This is a genomic window from Leucobacter chironomi DSM 19883 (genome assembly GCF_000421845.1).
Lineage (GTDB): Bacteria > Actinomycetota > Actinomycetes > Actinomycetales > Microbacteriaceae > Leucobacter > Leucobacter chironomi.
In genome coordinates, this window is record NZ_ATXU01000006.1 from 75,059 (window position 1) to 92,416 (window position 17,358).

Annotated in this window: 13 protein-coding genes; 9 read left to right on the forward strand and 4 right to left on the reverse strand. The window is 68.3% G+C overall.

Annotated elements, in window-relative coordinates; genetic code table 11:
• Positions 1-17: 17 nt before the first annotated feature.
• The 4 genes from H629_RS0107980 to H629_RS0107995 are packed head-to-tail and all read right to left on the reverse strand — an operon-like array spanning position 18 to position 2,366.
• A complete protein-coding gene (locus tag H629_RS0107980) occupies positions 18-482 on the reverse strand; it encodes a SprT-like domain-containing protein (protein WP_024356758.1) in 465 nt (154 codons plus the stop codon).
• A 14-nt stretch (positions 483-496) separates the two neighbouring features.
• The gene (locus tag H629_RS0107985; protein WP_024356759.1) at positions 497-1,384 is read right to left on the reverse strand and encodes a spermidine synthase; all 888 of its coding nucleotides are present in this window, start codon (positions 1,382-1,384) and stop codon (positions 497-499) included.
• Complete coding sequence (locus tag H629_RS0107990; RefSeq protein ID WP_024356760.1) at positions 1,381-1,692, reverse strand: glutaredoxin domain-containing protein; 312 nt, start codon at positions 1,690-1,692, stop codon at positions 1,381-1,383. Before H629_RS0107990 ends, H629_RS0107985 begins: the two co-directional genes overlap by 4 nt.
• Entirely contained in the window at positions 1,689-2,366 is a 678-nt protein-coding gene (locus H629_RS0107995; RefSeq protein ID WP_024356761.1) for a phosphatase PAP2 family protein, read from the reverse strand. Before H629_RS0107995 ends, H629_RS0107990 begins: the two co-directional genes overlap by 4 nt.
• A gap of 311 nt (positions 2,367-2,677) precedes the next feature.
• Here H629_RS0107995 and rpoB point away from each other — a divergent pair, with 311 nt between their 5' ends.
• The 9 genes from rpoB to tuf all read left to right on the forward strand — a co-directional run bounded on the left by rpoB (position 2,678) and on the right by tuf (position 17,327).
• Positions 2,678-6,175: a DNA-directed RNA polymerase subunit beta gene (gene rpoB, locus H629_RS0108000; RefSeq protein WP_024356762.1), complete on the forward strand. Its 3,498-nt coding sequence runs from the start codon at positions 2,678-2,680 to the stop codon at positions 6,173-6,175.
• A 114-nt stretch (positions 6,176-6,289) separates the two neighbouring features.
• The gene (locus tag H629_RS0108005) at positions 6,290-10,183 is read left to right on the forward strand and encodes a DNA-directed RNA polymerase subunit beta' (RefSeq protein ID WP_024356763.1); all 3,894 of its coding nucleotides are present in this window, start codon (positions 6,290-6,292) and stop codon (positions 10,181-10,183) included.
• Between the two features lie 189 nt (positions 10,184-10,372).
• Entirely contained in the window at positions 10,373-11,440 is a 1,068-nt protein-coding gene (locus tag H629_RS0108010) for a hypothetical protein (protein WP_024356764.1), read from the forward strand.
• Positions 11,437-11,919 (forward strand): hypothetical protein, encoded by a 483-nt coding sequence (locus H629_RS0108015; RefSeq protein ID WP_024356765.1) that lies wholly within the window; start codon positions 11,437-11,439, stop codon positions 11,917-11,919. Before H629_RS0108010 ends, H629_RS0108015 begins: the two co-directional genes overlap by 4 nt.
• Before the next feature lie 2 nt (positions 11,920-11,921).
• Positions 11,922-12,557: a hypothetical protein gene (locus H629_RS0108020; protein ID WP_024356766.1), complete on the forward strand. Its 636-nt coding sequence runs from the start codon at positions 11,922-11,924 to the stop codon at positions 12,555-12,557.
• A gap of 277 nt (positions 12,558-12,834) precedes the next feature.
• Positions 12,835-13,206: a 30S ribosomal protein S12 gene (rpsL, locus tag H629_RS0108025; RefSeq protein WP_017885335.1), complete on the forward strand. Its 372-nt coding sequence runs from the start codon at positions 12,835-12,837 to the stop codon at positions 13,204-13,206.
• Entirely contained in the window at positions 13,206-13,676 is a 471-nt protein-coding gene (gene rpsG / locus H629_RS0108030) for a 30S ribosomal protein S7 (RefSeq protein WP_024356767.1), read from the forward strand. Before rpsL ends, rpsG begins: the two co-directional genes overlap by 1 nt.
• Positions 13,677-13,792: 116 nt before the next feature.
• On the forward strand, positions 13,793-15,913 hold the full coding sequence (gene fusA / locus H629_RS0108035) for an elongation factor G (RefSeq protein WP_024356768.1): 2,121 nt from the start codon (positions 13,793-13,795) through the stop codon (positions 15,911-15,913).
• A 220-nt stretch (positions 15,914-16,133) separates the two neighbouring features.
• Positions 16,134-17,327 carry an elongation factor Tu gene (tuf, locus tag H629_RS0108040; RefSeq protein WP_024356769.1) on the forward strand — a complete coding sequence of 398 codons (1,194 nt, stop codon included), beginning with the start codon at positions 16,134-16,136 and terminating at the stop codon, positions 17,325-17,327.
• Positions 17,328-17,358: the final 31 nt, after the last annotated feature.

The following is a 17,358-nucleotide window of genomic DNA, read 5'->3' on the forward strand; positions in this document are numbered from 1 at the left end:
TGTCGCGCGGTTCCGGATCAGCCCCGCGGCTGCCACACGATCACGTGGGCCCGGGAGAAGCCGCGAGCGCAGCGGCCGCAGGAGGTGACGCGGGTCGGCCTGCGGAAGCGGTAGTGCTCGTGCCCGGCCGGGCAGGCGCCGACCCACGGCGCGCGCTCGTGGGCGATCTCGCCGTCGTGCGTGCGCCCGCCGACGTAGCCGATCTCGGCGGCGATCCGCTTCCAAGCCGGCCCGTGACCGGCATCGGAGCCCGCCATCGCGTGCGCCACCTCGTGCAGCAGCACCTGGTGGATCTCGTCGTCGTCGAACTTCTCGGCGAGGTAGCGCGACACGGTGATGCGGCGCTCCGTGTAGTTGCAGAGCCCGGCGCGGCGCTTCGCCCGGTCGAAGTCGAAGGTCCACGTCGACGCCCCGAAGCGCGGTTCGAGGTGCATGCGGATCAGCGCGTCGGCCCACACGCGCACGCGCGCCAGCTCAGCCACGGCGGCCCCGGGTCTCAGCCACGCCCGAATACCTCGGGCGGCGGAGCGGGGCTGGGGGCGGCGTCGGCGTCGGACACCGCCCGCGCGCCGCGCAGCCACTCGGCGAGCTCGCGTCCGACGAGCATGCGCGCCGGGTGCGGCCCGCTCGCGAGAAGGCGGGGCAGCCAGTCGAGGTCGTCGTGGAAGCCGGCATCGGCCGCACCGCCAGCGGCATCGGTGCCGCCCGTGGCGAGCAGTACGACGTTGCCGAAGCGCCGGCCCTTCAGCACCTGGGGCTCGGCGATCGCCGCGACCGTGCCGAAGAGAGAGGCGAGCGTGGCCGCCTGACCGCGCGTGAACGCCTGCCCCGCTCCGTCGGTCGCGTTGACCACGACGACTCCTCCCGGGGCGAGCAGCGGCCGGATGAGATCGTAGAACTCGACGCTCGACACATGGGCGGGCGTGCGGTCGCCCGCGAAGATGTCGACGACCACGAGGTCCATGGCGCCGCGCATGCCGTCGGGGAGCTTGCCGAGCACCTCGCGAGCGTCGCCGCGGCGCACCCGGATGCTGGCGCGGCGCGGCAGGGGAGCGGCCTCGCGCACGAGGTCGACGAGCGCGCCCTCGAGCTCGACGATCTGCTGGCGGCTGCCCGGCCGTGTCGCCTCCACGTAGCGGGGCAGCGTGAAGGCGCCGCCGCCGAGGTGGAGCGCGGAGATCGGGGCGCCGGCCGGGCGGAACAGGTCGATGACGTGGCCGATGCGGCGCACGTACTCGAAGAACAGCTCCGACGGGTCGCGCAGATCGACGTGCGACTGCGGGGTGCCGTCGACGAGCAGCTGGATCGCGCCCGGCACCCACCGGTCCTCCTCGAACTCGGCCGTGAGGCCCGAGCTCAGCACGACCGGTTCGGGCAGGATCACGGGGCGGTCCCGGCGGGGAGGTCGTCGTCGCCGATCCGCTTCGCGCCCTCGCCCGCGGCGGTGCCCAGCCCCAGCTCGGAGATCTTGCGCAGCATGTCGGCGTTCGACGGCTCGACCTGGTGGCTGCGGTCGGGGTAGACGATGACGGGGATGTTGGTGCGGCCGCTGATGTCGCGGGCCACCTCGACGGAGGCGGGATCCTGCAGCAGGTCGACGTAGCGGTAGGGGGCACCGGCGCGGTCGAAGATCAGCTTGGCGCGGCGGCAGTCGCCGCACCAGTCCGCTCCGAAGATGATGGTCTCGCTCATGCGTCCAGCCTAGGCGGCGCCGCGGACAGCGGCCTGGCCGAGCGCTCCCACAGGCGCCGCGCGAGCACCGCGGCGCAGATCCCGAGCAGGGCGCCGGCGACGGTGTCGCTGAGCCAGTGCACGTGGAGCGCGGTGCGGCTCCACATCATCGTGACGATCCAGGCCGCCGCGACGGCCCACGCCCAGCGGGTCGCGGTGCGCGAGAGCCGGCGCGACTCGGCGGCGACGAGGGCGAGCGACACCGCGAGCGCCGCGGCGCCCATCGAGTGCCCCGAGGGGTAGGAGCTGCCGGCCGCGTGGTAGAGCTGCTCCCACGGCCGGGGCCGCAGCACGAGGGCCTTGATAGTCTCCGACGCGGCGATGCCGAGCAGCATGGCGGTCGCCACCGATGCGGCATCGCGGGGGCGCCGCAGCGCGAGCAGCAGCGCGGCGGCGATGGCCGTGCAGGCGGCGGCGCCGATTCCGCTGCCCGCCTCCGCCATGAAGACGGCGATCGCGTGGGGTGCCGACCCACGGCTCACGGCGGCCACTCCGTGCCACCACTCGTCGAGGGTGAACGGGCCGGCGTGCACGAAGCGCAGATAGGCGCCGAACGCCGCGATCAGCACGAGGCCCACGACCGCCCAGGGGGTCGCGATGCGCGCGAGGGAGCGGGTCTGCGGGGGAGCGGCCATGGGCTCTACGCTAGCCGGGCAGCCTGCGAACCGTTCCGCCCGCTTCCGTTCGCGCCGATTGGGCGGATCGGGCCCCCGGGGAATATGCTGGGAGCGACCTGCGATCCGCGAGAACCGTGTCCTGCGCAGTGGACAGTCGATAACAATGGTGTTACAGTCGATAGTTGCACTACGGACACCAGTATGCCTTCATATAGCGGGAGGCCCCGGGAGCTGGCGCGAAAGCGCAGATGAGCCTCGCCCTCGTGATCCGATGCATCTCTCGCAAGACCAGGTCAACCGGCCCGACGGGGCCCACGGAGGTAGTTTCCTTGGCTGCTGCGCGCAACGCATCGTCAACCACCCAACCGAAGAACGGTCGCAACCACTCGCGACTCTCCTTCGCCAAGATTTCCGACACGCTGTCGGTGCCCAATCTGCTGGCACTGCAGCTCGAGAGCTTCGACTGGCTCGTCGGCAACGACGCGTGGAAAGAGCGCGTCGTCGAGGCACAGGCCGAGGGGCGCGATGACATCGCGCTGAAGAGCGGCCTCGAGGAGATCTTCGACGAGATCTCTCCGATCGAGGACAACGCCGGCACCATGCAGCTGTCGTTCGAGAACCCGATCCTCGACGAGCAGAAGTTCACCATCGAGGAGTGCAAGGAGCGCGGCAAGACCTACGCCGCCCCGCTCTACGTCGAGGCGGCCTTCTACAACACCGAGACTCAGGTGCTGAAGAGCCAGACGGTCTACATGGGCGATTTCCCCATCATGACCGACAAGGGCACCTTCATCATCAACGGCACCGAGCGCGTCATCGTCTCGCAGCTCGTGCGCAGCCCCGGCGTGTACTTCGAGCGCGTCCAGGAGAAGACCAGCGACAAGGACGTCTTCACCGCCCGCGTCATCCCGAGCCGCGGCGCGTGGCTCGAGTTCGAGGTCGACAAGCGCGACCAGGTCGGCGTGCGCATCGACCGCAAGCGCAAGCAGTCGGTCACCGTGTTCCTCAAGGCGCTCGGCATGACCAGCGAGGAGATCCTCGAGGAGTTCGCCGGCTACGAGTCGATCGCGCTCACCCTCGAGAAGGACGGCATCCTCACCCAGGAGGAGGCCCTCAAGGACATCTACCGCAAGCAGCGTCCGGGCGAGCAGGTGGCGATCGAGGCGGCCAAGGCCCTCCTCGACAACAGCTACTTCAACCCGAAGCGCTACGACCTCGCGAAGGTCGGTCGCTACAAGATCAACCGCAAGCTCGGCGTCGACGCCCCCATCACCGACTCGGTGCTGTCGCTCGAGGACATCGTCGCGACCATCAAGTACCTCGTCGGCCTGCACGCGGGCACCGAGACGCTTCCGGGCGTGCGCGACGGCCAGCCGGTCGAGCTGCGCCTCGACACCGACGACATCGATCACTTCGGCAACCGTCGCATCCGCGCGGTGGGCGAGCTGATCCAGAACCAGGTGCGCACCGGCCTCAGCCGCATGGAGCGCGTCGTGCGCGAGCGCATGACCACCCAGGACATCGAGGCGATCACCCCGAACACCCTGATCAACACGCGCCCCGTGCTCGCGGCGATCAAGGAGTTCTTCGGCACCTCGCAGCTGTCGCAGTTCATGGATCAGAACAACCCGCTCGCGGGCCTGACCAACAAGCGCCGCCTCTCGGCCCTCGGCCCCGGCGGCCTGTCGCGCGACCGCGCCGGCGTCGAGGTGCGAGACGTGCACCCCTCGCACTACGGCCGCATGTGCCCGATCGAGACCCCGGAAGGCCCGAACATCGGCCTGATCGGCGCCCTCGCGACCTTCGCGCGCATCAACGCCTTCGGCTTCATCGAGACCCCCTACCGTCGCATCCTCGACGGCAAGGTCACCGATCAGGTCGACTACCTCACCGCCCACGAGGAGGACGAGTACCTCATCGCTCAGGCCGGCGCCCCGCTCACCAAGGACGGCAAGTTCGCCGAGAAGCAGGTGCTCGCGCGCCCCCGCGGCTCCGAGGTCGTGCTGGTCGACTCCGACCGCGTGCAGTACATGGACGTCTCCCCGCGCCAGATGGTGTCGGTGGCGACGTCGCTCATCCCGTTCCTCGAGCACGACGATGCGAACCGCGCGCTCATGGGCGCCAACATGCAGCGCCAGGCCGTGCCGCTCGTGCGCAGCGAGTCGCCCGTGGTCGGCACCGGCATGGAGGGCTACGCCGCGATCGACGCCGGTGACGTGGTCACCGCGCAGAAGTCGGGCGTGGTCGAGGACGTCTCGGCCGACGTCGTCACCATCCAGGAGGACGAGGGCGGCCGCAAGAGCTACTTCATGCGCAAGTTCGACCGCTCCAACCAGGGCACGAACTACAACCACCGCGTCATCGTCAAGGCGGGCGAGCGCATCGAGGCCGGCGAGGTCATCGCCGACGGCCCCGCGACCGAGAACGGCGAGCTCGCGCTCGGCCGCAACCTGCTCGTCGCCTTCATGTCGTGGGAGGGCCACAACTTCGAGGACGCGATCATCCTCAGCCAGAACCTGGTGAAGGACGACACCCTCTCCTCGATCCACATCGAGGAGTACGACATCGACGCCCGCGACACCAAGCTCGGCAAGGAGGAGATCACCCGCGATCTCCCCAACGCCAGCATGGAGGCGCTGAAGGATCTCGACGAGCGCGGCATCATCCGCATCGGCGCCGAGGTCAAGCAGGGCGACATCCTCGTCGGCAAGGTCACCCCGAAGGGCGAGACGGAGCTCTCGGCCGAGGAGCGCCTGCTGCGCGCCATCTTCAACGAGAAGAGCCGCGAAGTGCGCGACACCTCGCTCAAGGTGCCGCACGGCGTCTCGGGCACGGTCACCGCGGTCAAGGTGTTCGACGCCGAGAACGACAACGACGACGAGCTGGGCTCGGGCGTCAACCAGCGCGTGGTCGTCTACATCGCCCAGAAGCGCAAGATCACCGAGGGCGACAAGCTCGCCGGTCGTCACGGCAACAAGGGCGTCATCTCGAAGATCCTGCCCGTCGAGGACATGCCGTTCCTCGCGGACGGCACGCCGGTCGACGTGATCCTCAACCCGCTCGGCATCCCCGGCCGCATGAACTTCGGCCAGGTGCTCGAGATCCACCTCGGGTGGATCGCGAAGCAGGGCTGGAAGGTCGACGGCAACCCCGAGTGGGCCAAGAAGCTCTCGCAGGAGGCGCTCGAGGCCGCGCCGAACACGAAGGTCGCAACCCCCGTGTTCGACGGCGCGACCGAGGAGGAGATCGCGGGTCTGCTCGACTCGACGCTCGTCACGCGCGACGGCGACCGCCTCATCGACTCCACCGGCAAGACCCGTCTCTTCGACGGCCGCTCGGGCGAGCCCTACCCGTACCCGATCTCGGTCGGCTACATGTACATCCTCAAGCTGCACCACCTCGTCGACGACAAGATCCACGCGCGTTCGACGGGCCCCTACTCGATGATCACCCAGCAGCCGCTCGGCGGTAAGGCCCAGTTCGGCGGCCAGCGCTTCGGTGAGATGGAGGTGTGGGCGCTCGAGGCCTACGGCGCCGCATACGCGCTGCAGGAGCTGCTGACGGTGAAGTCCGACGACATCCTCGGCCGCGTCAAGGTGTACGAGGCGATCGTCCGCGGTGAGAACATCCCGGAGCCCGGCGTGCCCGAGTCGTTCCGCGTGCTCATGAAGGAGATGCAGTCGCTCTGCCTGAACGTCGAGGTGCTCGGGGCAGACGGCCAGGCCGTCAACCTGCGCGACAACGACGATGAGGCCCACCGCACCGCGGAGGAGCTCGGCATCAACCTGTCCAGCCGCTTCGAGACCTCGTCGGTCGACGAGATCTAAGAGCCGTATCCACCCTGTCGTTCTGCGCGAGCGAGTCGCAGGATCTCGAGATCCTGCGACTCCCCGCAGATGACCGGGTCATAGACATACAGATTCCATACCAAGGAGAACATTTTGCTCGAGGGTACGAGTTTTAATGAGCTGCAGATCCGTCTGGCGACCGCCGACGACATCCGCAGCTGGTCGTTCGGCGAGGTCAAGAAGCCGGAGACCATCAACTACCGCACGCTGAAGCCCGAGAAGGACGGTCTGTTCGGCGAGCAGATCTTCGGCCCCAGCCGTGACTGGGAGTGCGCGTGCGGCAAGTACAAGCGCGTGCGCTACAAGGGCATCGTCTGCGAGCGCTGCGGCGTCGAGGTGACGAAGTCGAGCGTGCGACGCGAGCGCATGGGCCACATCGAGCTGGCCGCGCCCGTCACGCACATCTGGTACTTCAAGGGTGTTCCGTCGCGCCTGGGCTACCTGCTCGACATGGCGCCGAAGGATCTCGAGAAGGTCATCTACTTCGCGGCCTACATGATCATCGACATCGATGAGGAGGGCCGTCACGAGGATCTCGCCGAGCTGGAGGCCGAGCTGCGCCTCGAGCTGAAGGCGCTCGAGGATCAGCGCGACATCGCGATCGCGCAGCGCCAGCAGCAGGCCGAGTCGGATCTCGCCGCGCTCGAGGCCGAGGGTGCGAAGGCGGATCAGCGCCGCCGCGCCGAGGCCTCGGCCGAGAAGGAGATGGCGGCCATCCGCAAGGGCTTCGACGACGACATCGCTCGTCTGCAGCGCGTGTGGGAGGACTTCCGCAACCTCAAGGTGGGCGATCTGAAGCCCGAGGACGCGGTGTTCGCCGACCTGATGGACCGCTACGGCGACTACTTCGAGGCGTACATGGGCGCCGAGGCGATCAAGAAGCGCCTCGAGGGCTTCGATCTCGAGGCCGAGGCCGAGACGCTGCACCTGCAGATCGCCGAGGGCAAGGGTCAGAAGAAGATCCGCGCCATCAAGCGCCTGAAGGTCGTCAGCGCCTTCCTGCAGACGGGTGCGAGCCCGGCCGCGATGGTGCTCGACGTGGTGCCGGTGATCCCGCCGGAGCTGCGTCCGATGGTGCAGCTGGACGGCGGCCGCTTCGCGACCTCCGACCTCAACGACCTCTACCGTCGTGTGATCAACCGCAACAACCGTCTCCGCCGCCTGCTCGATCTCGGCGCCCCCGAGATCATCGTGAACAACGAGAAGCGCATGCTGCAGGAGGCTGTCGACGCGCTGTTCGACAACGGCCGCCGCGGCCGCCCCGTCACCGGCACCGGCAACCGCGCCCTGAAGTCGCTCAGCGACATGCTCAAGGGCAAGCAGGGCCGCTTCCGTCAGAACCTGCTCGGCAAGCGCGTCGACTACTCGGGCCGTTCGGTCATCGTGGTCGGCCCGCAGCTCAAGCTGCACCAGTGCGGTCTGCCCAAGCAGATGGCGCTCGAGCTGTTCAAGCCGTTCGTCATCAAGCGCCTCATGGATCTGTCGCACGCGCAGAATGTGAAGGCCGCGAAGCGCATGGTGGAGCGCGCGCGCTCCGAGGTGTGGGACGTGCTCGAGGAGATCATCCGCGAGCGCCCGGTGCTGCTGAACCGCGCTCCGACCCTGCACCGCCTCGGCATCCAGGCGTTCGAGCCGCAGCTCGTCGAGGGCAAGGCGATCCAGCTGCACCCGCTCGTCTGCGCGGCCTTCAACGCCGACTTCGACGGCGACCAGATGGCAGTGCACCTGCCGCTGTCGGTCGAGGCCCAGGCCGAGGCCCGCGTGCTGATGCTCGCGTCGAACAACATCCTGAAGCCGTCCGACGGCCGTCCGGTGACCCTGCCCTCGCAGGACATGATCATCGGCCTGCATCACCTCACGACGGTGAAGAAGGACGCCATCGGCACCGGCCGCGCGTTCGGCTCGATCGCCGAGGCGATCCTGGCGATGGACGAGGGCACCCTCGACCTCGGCGCGCAGGCGAAGATCCGCCTCACCGGCTACACCGATGCGAACGGCGTCACCTCCGAGAAGCCCGTGCTGGTCGAGACTTCTCTCGGCCGCGCGATCTTCAACGAGGCGCTGCCGTCCGACTACCCCTACTTCGAGCGCGTTGCCGACAAGGGCAGCCTGTCGGGCCTGGTCAACGACCTGGCCGAGCGCTACCCGAAGGTGGAGGTCGCCGCGACCCTCGACCGCATCAAGGACGCCGGTTTCTACTGGGCCTCGCGCTCGGGCATCACCGTCGCACTCTCGGACATCGTGACCCCGCCCAACAAGGGCGAGATCATCGCGGCGCACGAGAAGCTCGCCGCCAAGGTGCAGCGCGACTACGATCGCGGCATGATCAGCGATGTCGATCGTCGCAAGGCGCTCACCGACATCTGGACCGAGGCGACCGAAGAGGTCGCCACGGCGATGCGCGAGAACTTCCCCGAGGACAACACCATCTACCGCATGGTGTCGTCGGGCGCTCGTGGTAACTGGCTGCAGATCCGGAACATCGCCGGCATCCGAGGCCTGGTGTCGAACCCGAAGGGCGAGATCATCGCCCGTCCGATCATCAACTCGTACCGCGAGGGCCTGTCGGTGGCGGAGTACTTCATCGCGACCCACGGCGCCCGTAAGGGTCTCGCCGATACCGCTCTGCGTACCGCCGACTCGGGCTACCTGACCCGTCGTCTGGTCGACGTGTCGCAGGACGTCATCATCCGCGAGGAGGACTGCGGCACCCGTCGCGGTCTGGACCTGCCGATCGCCGCGGCCGACGCGAACGGCGTGCTCGTGCGCGACGAGACCGTCGAGAACTCGGTCTACGCCCGCACGCTCGCGACCGACGCCGTGTCGCCCGACGGCACCGTCGTCGCGGCCGCCGGCGAGGATGTGGGCGATGTGCTCATCGACGGGCTCATCGAGGCCGGCGTGACCGAGATCAAGGTGCGCTCCGTGCTCACCTGCACCTCGGCCGTGGGCGTCTGCGCCACCTGCTACGGCCGCTCGCTCGCGACCGGTCAGCGCGTCGACATCGGCGAGGCGGTCGGCATCATCGCCGCCCAGTCGATCGGCGAGCCCGGCACCCAGCTGACGATGCGTACCTTCCACACGGGTGGTTCGGCATCGGCTGCGGACATCACGCAGGGTCTGCCCCGCGTGCAGGAGCTCTTCGAAGCCCGTACCCCGAAGGGCGCGTCGCCGATCGCGGAGGCCGCCGGCCGCATCACGATCGAGGACACGCCCAAGGGCCGTACGATCCTGCTCACGCCGGACGACGGCACCGAGGAGAAGCAGTACCCCGTGCTGAAGCGCGCCACGCTGCTCGTCGAGGACGGCGACCGCGTCGAGCTCGGCCAGCCGTTCCTGGCGGGGACGCTCGACCCGAAGGACATCCTCCAGGTCGGTTCGACCGAGGGCGGCAAGCACATCCCGGGTGAGCGCGCGGTGCAGAAGTACCTCGTCGAGGGCGTGCAGGGCGTGTACCGCTCGCAGGGCGTGCCGATCCACGACAAGCACATCGAGGTGATCGTGCGCCAGATGCTGCGCAAGGTGACCGTGGTGGATCACGGCGAGACCGAGCTGCTGCCCGGCGAGCTCGTGGACCGTTCGCGCTACCAGAGCATCAACCGCGAGGCGCTGCTCGAGGGCAAGCGCGCCGCGACCGCGCGTCCCGAGGTCATGGGTATCACCAAGGCCTCGCTCGCGACCGAGTCGTGGCTGTCGGCGGCCTCCTTCCAGGAGACCACCCGCGTGCTCACGCAGGCGGCGATGGAGGGCTCGAAGGATCCGCTCATCGGCCTCAAGGAGAACGTCATCATCGGTAAGCTCATCCCGGCCGGCACCGGCCTGAGCACCTACCGCGACGTCGAGGTCGAGGCGACCGAGGAGGCGAAGGCGGAGCGCTACCCGAACCGTCTGTTCGCAACCGAGGGCACCTTCGACGAGAACGATCTCTCGTTCGTGGATTTCGACAGCTTCACCGCTGACGAGTTCAACCCCGGCAACTACAGCTAGGGTCCGGGCCGGGGATCCCGCGCGGGATGCGCGGGATCCCCCGGGCTCGCGAAGGGCGTTCGCACTGCGGTGCGGGCGCCCTTTTTCGTGCGTTCTGCGCGCGTGGTGCCTCCATTGACCGTGGCGGCTTGTATTGTGGCGGCCAGAGTATGTGCTCGGGAACGAGCGCCCACGACGAGAGGTGCAGCGATGAGCGACGAGCGCGAGACCCCCGCATCGAGAGCCGCAGAGGCTCCCGAGACGTCGGCGAATCCCGGAGCGCCCGTGGAGGAGGCCGAGGCGAGCCAGACCGAGGTGCTGGCCGCGGTGGAGCGCTCGAAGGGCGCGTCCGCCGAGGCGGAGCCGATCGACGCGAAGGACGAGCTCGTGGTGGTCGAGGAGACCGTGGTGGTCGAGTCGACCGAGGCCGTCGTCGCCGACGATGCCGCGCTCGCCGAGCAGGCGCGCCGGCAGGCGGCCTCCGAGGTCGACACGCAGCTCGATCTGGAGATGCCCGCGGCGTCCCGCACCCCGGCCGAGGCGCCCGAGCTGGCCGTGCTGCCCGCGCTCGACGACCTCCCCTCCGCGGCGGCCGAAGCGCAACTGCCGCCGGAGCGCGACGGCGAGATCCGCATCAGCGCGGATCACCCGATGGCCGCGCTCTACATGCAGACGCCGATGCCCCCCGAGATCCGCGGCAACCGCGGCGCGGGCGTGCTGATCGCCCTGCTCGCGACCGCCGGCTTCGTGCTGCTGTACGCCGGGGTGATCGCGCTCTGGCTCGCGCCCACGCTCGCCCCGTCGCAGTTCGTCGACGGCCTCTCCGAGCAGCTCCTGTCGTGGAGCACCGCGGCCGTCGCGGGCGCGTTCTTCGCGGGACTGGCGGTGCTGGTGCTCGTGGTCGGCCGTGCCGGATGGTGGGCATACGTGCTCGGCAGCTTCCTCGTGGGGGTCGTGGTCTGGATGGCGGCGACCGCGGGTCTGCTCGTCGACGAGGCCGGCTTCCGGGCGCTGCTGAACATCGCGCCGGTCGTCATCGCGGAGCGTTTCGGGCTGACCGTGCCGGCCATCGTGGCGGGTCTCGCCGCGCGTGAGGCCTCGATCTGGTTCGGTGCGTGGATCGGCGGCCGCGGCCGTCGCATGAAGCAGCGCAACGCGCTCGCGCTCGCGGAGTACGAGGCCGCGCTCGCCGAGGTGCAGGAGAAGCACGCGAAGCCGGAGCAGCCGATCGCGGTGTCGAAGGTGGAGAAGCCGCGGAAGCGGGCGAAGCAGTCGTGACCGGCGGCTCCCGCCGCGGGGTGACGCGCGGCTACGTCGCGGGCCTGGTTCTGGCCGCCGTGATCGTGGCCGCCGCGCTGCTCATCGCCGGTTGGGGGCTGCTCTCGCTCGCGATGCAGCGGGAGCCGGTGTCGAGCGACGGCGTGCCGCGCTGGGCGGCGCCGCTGCTGCTGGTGCTCGGCCTCGCGCTGCTCGCCGCGGCGCTGTGGCAGCAGGCGCTGGTGCTGCTGCGCGGCCGGCGCGGCCCCGCGTGGGGCGTGATCGTGGTCGCCGCGGGAGGCGTCTATCTGCTGTGGTGCCTCGGCGGGGTGCTCGCGGGGCTCTCCGTCGATGAGACCTGGGTGAGCCCCTTCGCTGCTGCGCTCCCGCTGATCTGGGCGGTGGCGTCGCTGCTCTTCTGGGCGGTGCTCGCGCGACGCGTCTACACGGGGCGCCCGGCGCCGAAGTGGCCGTGGGAGCGCGCCGAGGAGGACGAGTGATCGTGGCGGGGGCCATCGACGAACGGGTGAACGCGGCGGTGGACGCCTGGCTGCGCTGGGTGCCGAGCTGGAAGCCGGGGACGCACCGCGGTCGATCGCGGCTGTGCCGCAGGTGCACGGGATCGCCGCTGCTCGCGGCCGCGGGGCTCACGAGCGACGTGCCCCACCAGGTGACCCACGCGCTGGTGTCTCGGATGCAGCGCATCATCGACAAGCGCGTCGACGAGTTCACCGCGGCGCAGTTGCCGGCGCTGCACGATGAGCTCGCCGGCGAGGAGCTGTGGCGCAGCGGCGGCTACGACCCGGCGGAGGGTCTCGCGCCGGAGTACGAGGGGCTGGATCCCGACCCCGAGCCCGATGAGGGGGAGCAGCCCTTCCTCTTCACCCTCGCGGGCCTCGCCGAGGAGAGCCGGCCGGAGCCGCCGCTGCCCAGGCCCCCGCTGAGCGCGGAGGAGAAGCAGCGCCTGCGCCGGGAGATCGAGCTCGCCGATGCGCACGCGGAGGAGACGGGGCGGGAGGTCTGCTTCGCGCTGATGACGCACCGGCAGCGGATCGAAGCCGCGATCCAGCGTTTCGTCGAGCCCCAGATCCAGGCCATGCTCGATGAGCTCTCGCAGCACCTCGAACCTCCGCAGTAGCGCGGGGTCTTGCGCTCTGGTATAGCAGCGCGTAGAGTTGCCTGTTGGTGCCCTCCACCGGTGGTTTCGCTGTGCAAACGGCGGGGCGAGCGGGGGAGTGCCACCAGCAGGGTGCATCGCTCAGCAGAGTCGACACCCCCACGGCATAGCTGCACTCGGTCATCGGAGGCGCGTTCGCGCGTCGACGGCGACAGCAGCTCAGCGGCCGCGCAAGCAGCCGCACATGCTTGACCGTATAAGCATTCCTGTCACCGTGCAGGACGAATGAGGAGAATCAGTGCCTACTATTCAGCAGCTGGTTCGCAAGGGCCGTACGCCGAAGGTCTCCAAGACCAAGGCGCCCGCCCTGAAGGCGAACCCGCAGCAGGCCGGGGTCTGCACCCGTGTCTACACCACCACGCCCAAGAAGCCGAACTCGGCGATGCGCAAGGTCGCTCGTGTGAAGCTCCGCAACGGCACCGAGGTCACCGCCTACATTCCGGGCGAGGGCCACAACCTCCAGGAGCACTCGCTGGTGCTCGTGCGCGGTGGTCGTGTCAAGGACCTCCCCGGTGTCCGCTACAAGATCGTGCGCGGCGCGCTCGACACGCAGGCGGTCAAGGACCGTCAGCAGGCTCGCAGCCGCTACGGTGCAAAGAAGGTGAAGTAATGCCCCGTAAAGGTCCCGCTCCCAAGCGCCCCGTCGTCGCCGATCCCGTCTACGGCTCGCCCGTGGTCAGCCAGCTCGTCAACAAGATCCTGCTTGATGGCAAGAAGGGTCTTGCCGAGCGCATCGTTTACGGTGCTCTCGAGAACGTTGCTGAGAAGTCCGGTCAGGACGCCGTCACCGTGCTCAAGAAGGCGCTCGACAACGTGCGCCCCACCCTCGAGGTCCGCTCGCGTCGCGTCGGCGGCAGCACCTACCAGGTGCCCGTCGAGGTGAAGCCGCACCGCGCGAACACGCTCGCGCTGCGCTGGCTCACCAGCTACGCGAAGGCCCGTCGTGAGAACACGATGACGGATCGCCTCACCAACGAGATCCTCGACGCTTCCAACGGCCTCGGCGCCGCGGTGAAGCGCCGTGAGGACACGCACAAGATGGCCGAGTCGAACCGCGCGTTCGCTCACTACCGCTGGTAGTCATCCGCGCATCGAGCTTGTCGAGATGGCGGATCCCGTCATCTCGACAAGCTCGATGATCGATCGGCACCCCCGGTCCGCACACATTTTTCACCCCCTATTCGGAGGAGACCCCTGTGGCACAAGACGTGCTCACCGACCTGAGCAAGGTCCGCAACATCGGCATCATGGCCCACATCGATGCCGGCAAGACCACCACGACCGAGCGCATCCTGTTCTACACGGGTGTCAACCACAAGCTGGGCGAGACCCACGACGGCGGCGCGACGACTGACTGGATGGAGCAGGAGAAGGAGCGCGGCATCACCATCACCAGTGCCGCGGTGACCTGCTTCTGGAACAAGAACCAGATCAACATCATCGACACCCCGGGTCACGTCGACTTCACCGTCGAGGTGGAGCGCTCGCTCCGCGTGCTCGACGGCGCCGTTGCCGTCTTCGACGGCAAGGAGGGCGTCGAGCCCCAGTCGGAGACCGTGTGGCGTCAGGCCGACAAGTACGGCGTGCCCCGCATCTGCTTCGTCAACAAGATGGACAAGATGGGCGCCGACTTCTACTTCACGGTCGACACCATCGTCAACCGCCTCGGTGCGAAGCCGCTCGTGATGCAGCTCCCCATCGGCTCGGAGTCGGACTTCACCGGCGTCGTCGACCTGCTCTCGATGCAGGCGTTCGTGTGGGAGGGCGACGCCAAGGGCGACGTCACCATGGGCGCGAACTACGAGACCCGCGAGATCCCCGCGGACCTCCAGGCCAAGGCCGAGGAGTACCGCGCGAAGCTCGTCGAGACCGTCGCCGAGACCGACGACGAGCTGCTCGAGAAGTTCTTCGGCGGCGAGGAGATCAGCATCGACGAGCTCAAGGCGGGTATCCGCAAGCTCGTCGTCAACAACGAGATCTACCCCGTCTACTGCGGCTCGGCGTTCAAGAACCGCGGCATCCAGCCGATGCTCGACGCGGTGGTCGACTTCCTGCCGAACCCGCTCGACGTGGGCGCCATCGAGGCGCACGATCCCCGCGACGAGTCGATCGTCATCGAGCGCAAGCCCGCGGCCGACCAGCCGTTCTCGGCTCTCGCGTTCAAGATCGCCGTGCACCCGTTCTTCGGTCGTCTCACCTACGTGCGCGTCTACTCGGGCAAGGCCGACTCCGGCGCTCAGGTCGTGAACTCGACCAAGGGCAAGAAGGAGCGCATCGGCAAGATCTTCCAGATGCACGCCAACAAGGAGAACCCGGTCGACGAGCTCACCGCGGGCAACATCTACGCCGTGATCGGCCTCAAGGACACCACCACCGGTGACACCCTGAGCGATCCGGCGAACCAGGTCGTGCTCGAGTCGATGACCTTCCCCGAGCCCGTGATCGAGGTGGCCATCGAGCCCAAGACCAAGGGCGACCAGGAGAAGCTCGGCGTCGCGATCCAGAAGCTCGCCGAAGAGGATCCCACGTTCCGCGTGAGCCTCAACGCCGAGACCGGTCAGACCGTCATCGCCGGCATGGGCGAGCTGCACCTCGACATTCTCGTGGACCGCATGAAGCGCGAGTTCAAGGTCGAGGCGAACGTGGGCAAGCCCCAGGTGGCCTACCGCGAGACGATCCGCCGCGCGGTCGACAAGTACGACTACACCCACAAGAAGCAGACCGGTGGTTCCGGTCAGTTCGCGAAGGTGCAGATCGCGCTCGCGCCGCTCGAGGTCGAAGAGGGCAGCGACAAGACCTACGAGTTCGAGGACAAGGTGACCGGTGGCCGCGTGCCGCGCGAGTACATCCCGTCGGTCGACGCGGGCATCCGCGACGCGATGCAGTACGGCATCCTCGCCGGCTTCCCCGTGGTCAACGTCAAGGCGACCCTGCTCGACGGCCAGTACCACGACGTCGACTCCTCGGAGATGGCGTTCAAGATCGCCGGTTCGATGGCCTTCAAGGAGGCCGCGCGCCTCGCGCAGCCCGTCATCCTCGAGCCGCTCATGGCGGTCGAGGTGCGTACTCCCGAGGAGTACATGGGCGACGTCATCGGCGACCTCAACTCGCGTCGTGGCCAGATCCAGGCCATGGAGGACGCGAGCGGCGTGAAGGTCGTGCGCGCACTCGTGCCGCTTTCCGAGATGTTCGGGTACATCGGCGATCTGCGGTCGAAGACCAGCGGTCGCGCGGTGTTCTCGATGACCTTCGACTCCTACTCCGAGGTGCCGAAGGCCGTGGCCGATGAGATCGTTCAGAAGGCTAAGGGCGAGTAACTGCTCGACTGACCGGGCGGATCGCGGTCGGATCCGGGATCGGGGCCCACTCGGCCCCGGATCCGGCCGCGATTCCGCTCCGGCGGGCAGCAGCCCAAATCATTGCTCAGGTCGCGATTGCAGGCCAGAGCTTGTAACATAGGTACACACACCCCGTGCTCGCGCGCCCTCGAAACCGTCGAGGAGAAGCGGGCGCAACGATGTCCTGAGGAGGACCATAGTGGCGAAGGCCAAGTTCGAGCGGACCAAGCCGCACGTAAACATCGGAACGATCGGTCACGTCGACCACGGTAAGACCACCCTTACCGCGGCGATCTCGAAGACCCTCGCCGACAAGTTCCCGTCTGACGTCAACGTGCAGCGCGACTTCGACACGATCGACTCGGCTCCCGAGGAGCGCCAGCGCGGCATCACCATCAACATCTCGCACGTCGAGTACGAGACCGACAAGCGCCACTACGCTCACGTCGATGCTCCGGGTCACGCCGACTACATCAAGAACATGATCACCGGTGCCGCCCAGATGGACGGCGCGATCCTCGTGGTCGCCGCGACCGATGGCCTCATGGCTCAGTCGAAGGAGCACATCCTTCTCGCCAAGCAGGTCGGCGTTCCCTACCTCCTCGTCGCCCTGAACAAGTGCGACCAGGTCGACGACGAGGAGATCCTCGAGCTCGTCGAGATGGAGGTCCGCGAGGAGCTCACCAAGAACGGCTTCGACGGCGACAACGCTCCCGTCGTGCGCGTCTCGGGCTACCAGGCGCTGCAGGGCGAAGAGAAGTGGGTCAACTCGATCCTCGAGCTCATGGAGGCTGTCGACAACAGCATCCCCGATCCCGTGCGTGACAAGGACAAGCCGTTCCTCATGCCCGTCGAGGACGTCTTCACCATCACCGGCCGCGGCACCGTCGTCACCGGCCGCGCCGAGCGCGGTACGCTGAAGATCAACTCCGAGGTCGAGATCGTGGGCCTGCGCCCGACGCAGAAGACCACCGTCACCGGCATCGAGATGTTCCACAAGCAGCTCGACGAGGCGTGGGCCGGCGAGAACTGTGGCCTCCTCCTCCGCGGCACCAAGCGCGAGGACGTGGAGCGCGGCCAGGTCGTCGTTCAGCCCGGTTCGATCACCCCGCACACCAAGTTCGAGGGCACCGCCTACATCCTGAAGAAGGAAGAGGGCGGCCGCCACAACCCGTTCGAGACGAACTACCGTCCGCAGTTCTACTTCCGTACGACTGACGTGACCGGTGTCATCACCCTGCCCGAGGACAAGCCGATGGTTATGCCCGGCGACACCACCGACATGTCGGTCGAGCTGATCCAGCCGATCGCCATGGAGGAGGGCCTCGGCTTCGCGATCCGTGAGGGTGGCCGCACCGTCGGCGCCGGCACGGTGACCAAGGTTGTCGAGTAAGTCTCGCTAGCGAGCTGAGAAGAACCCCCGG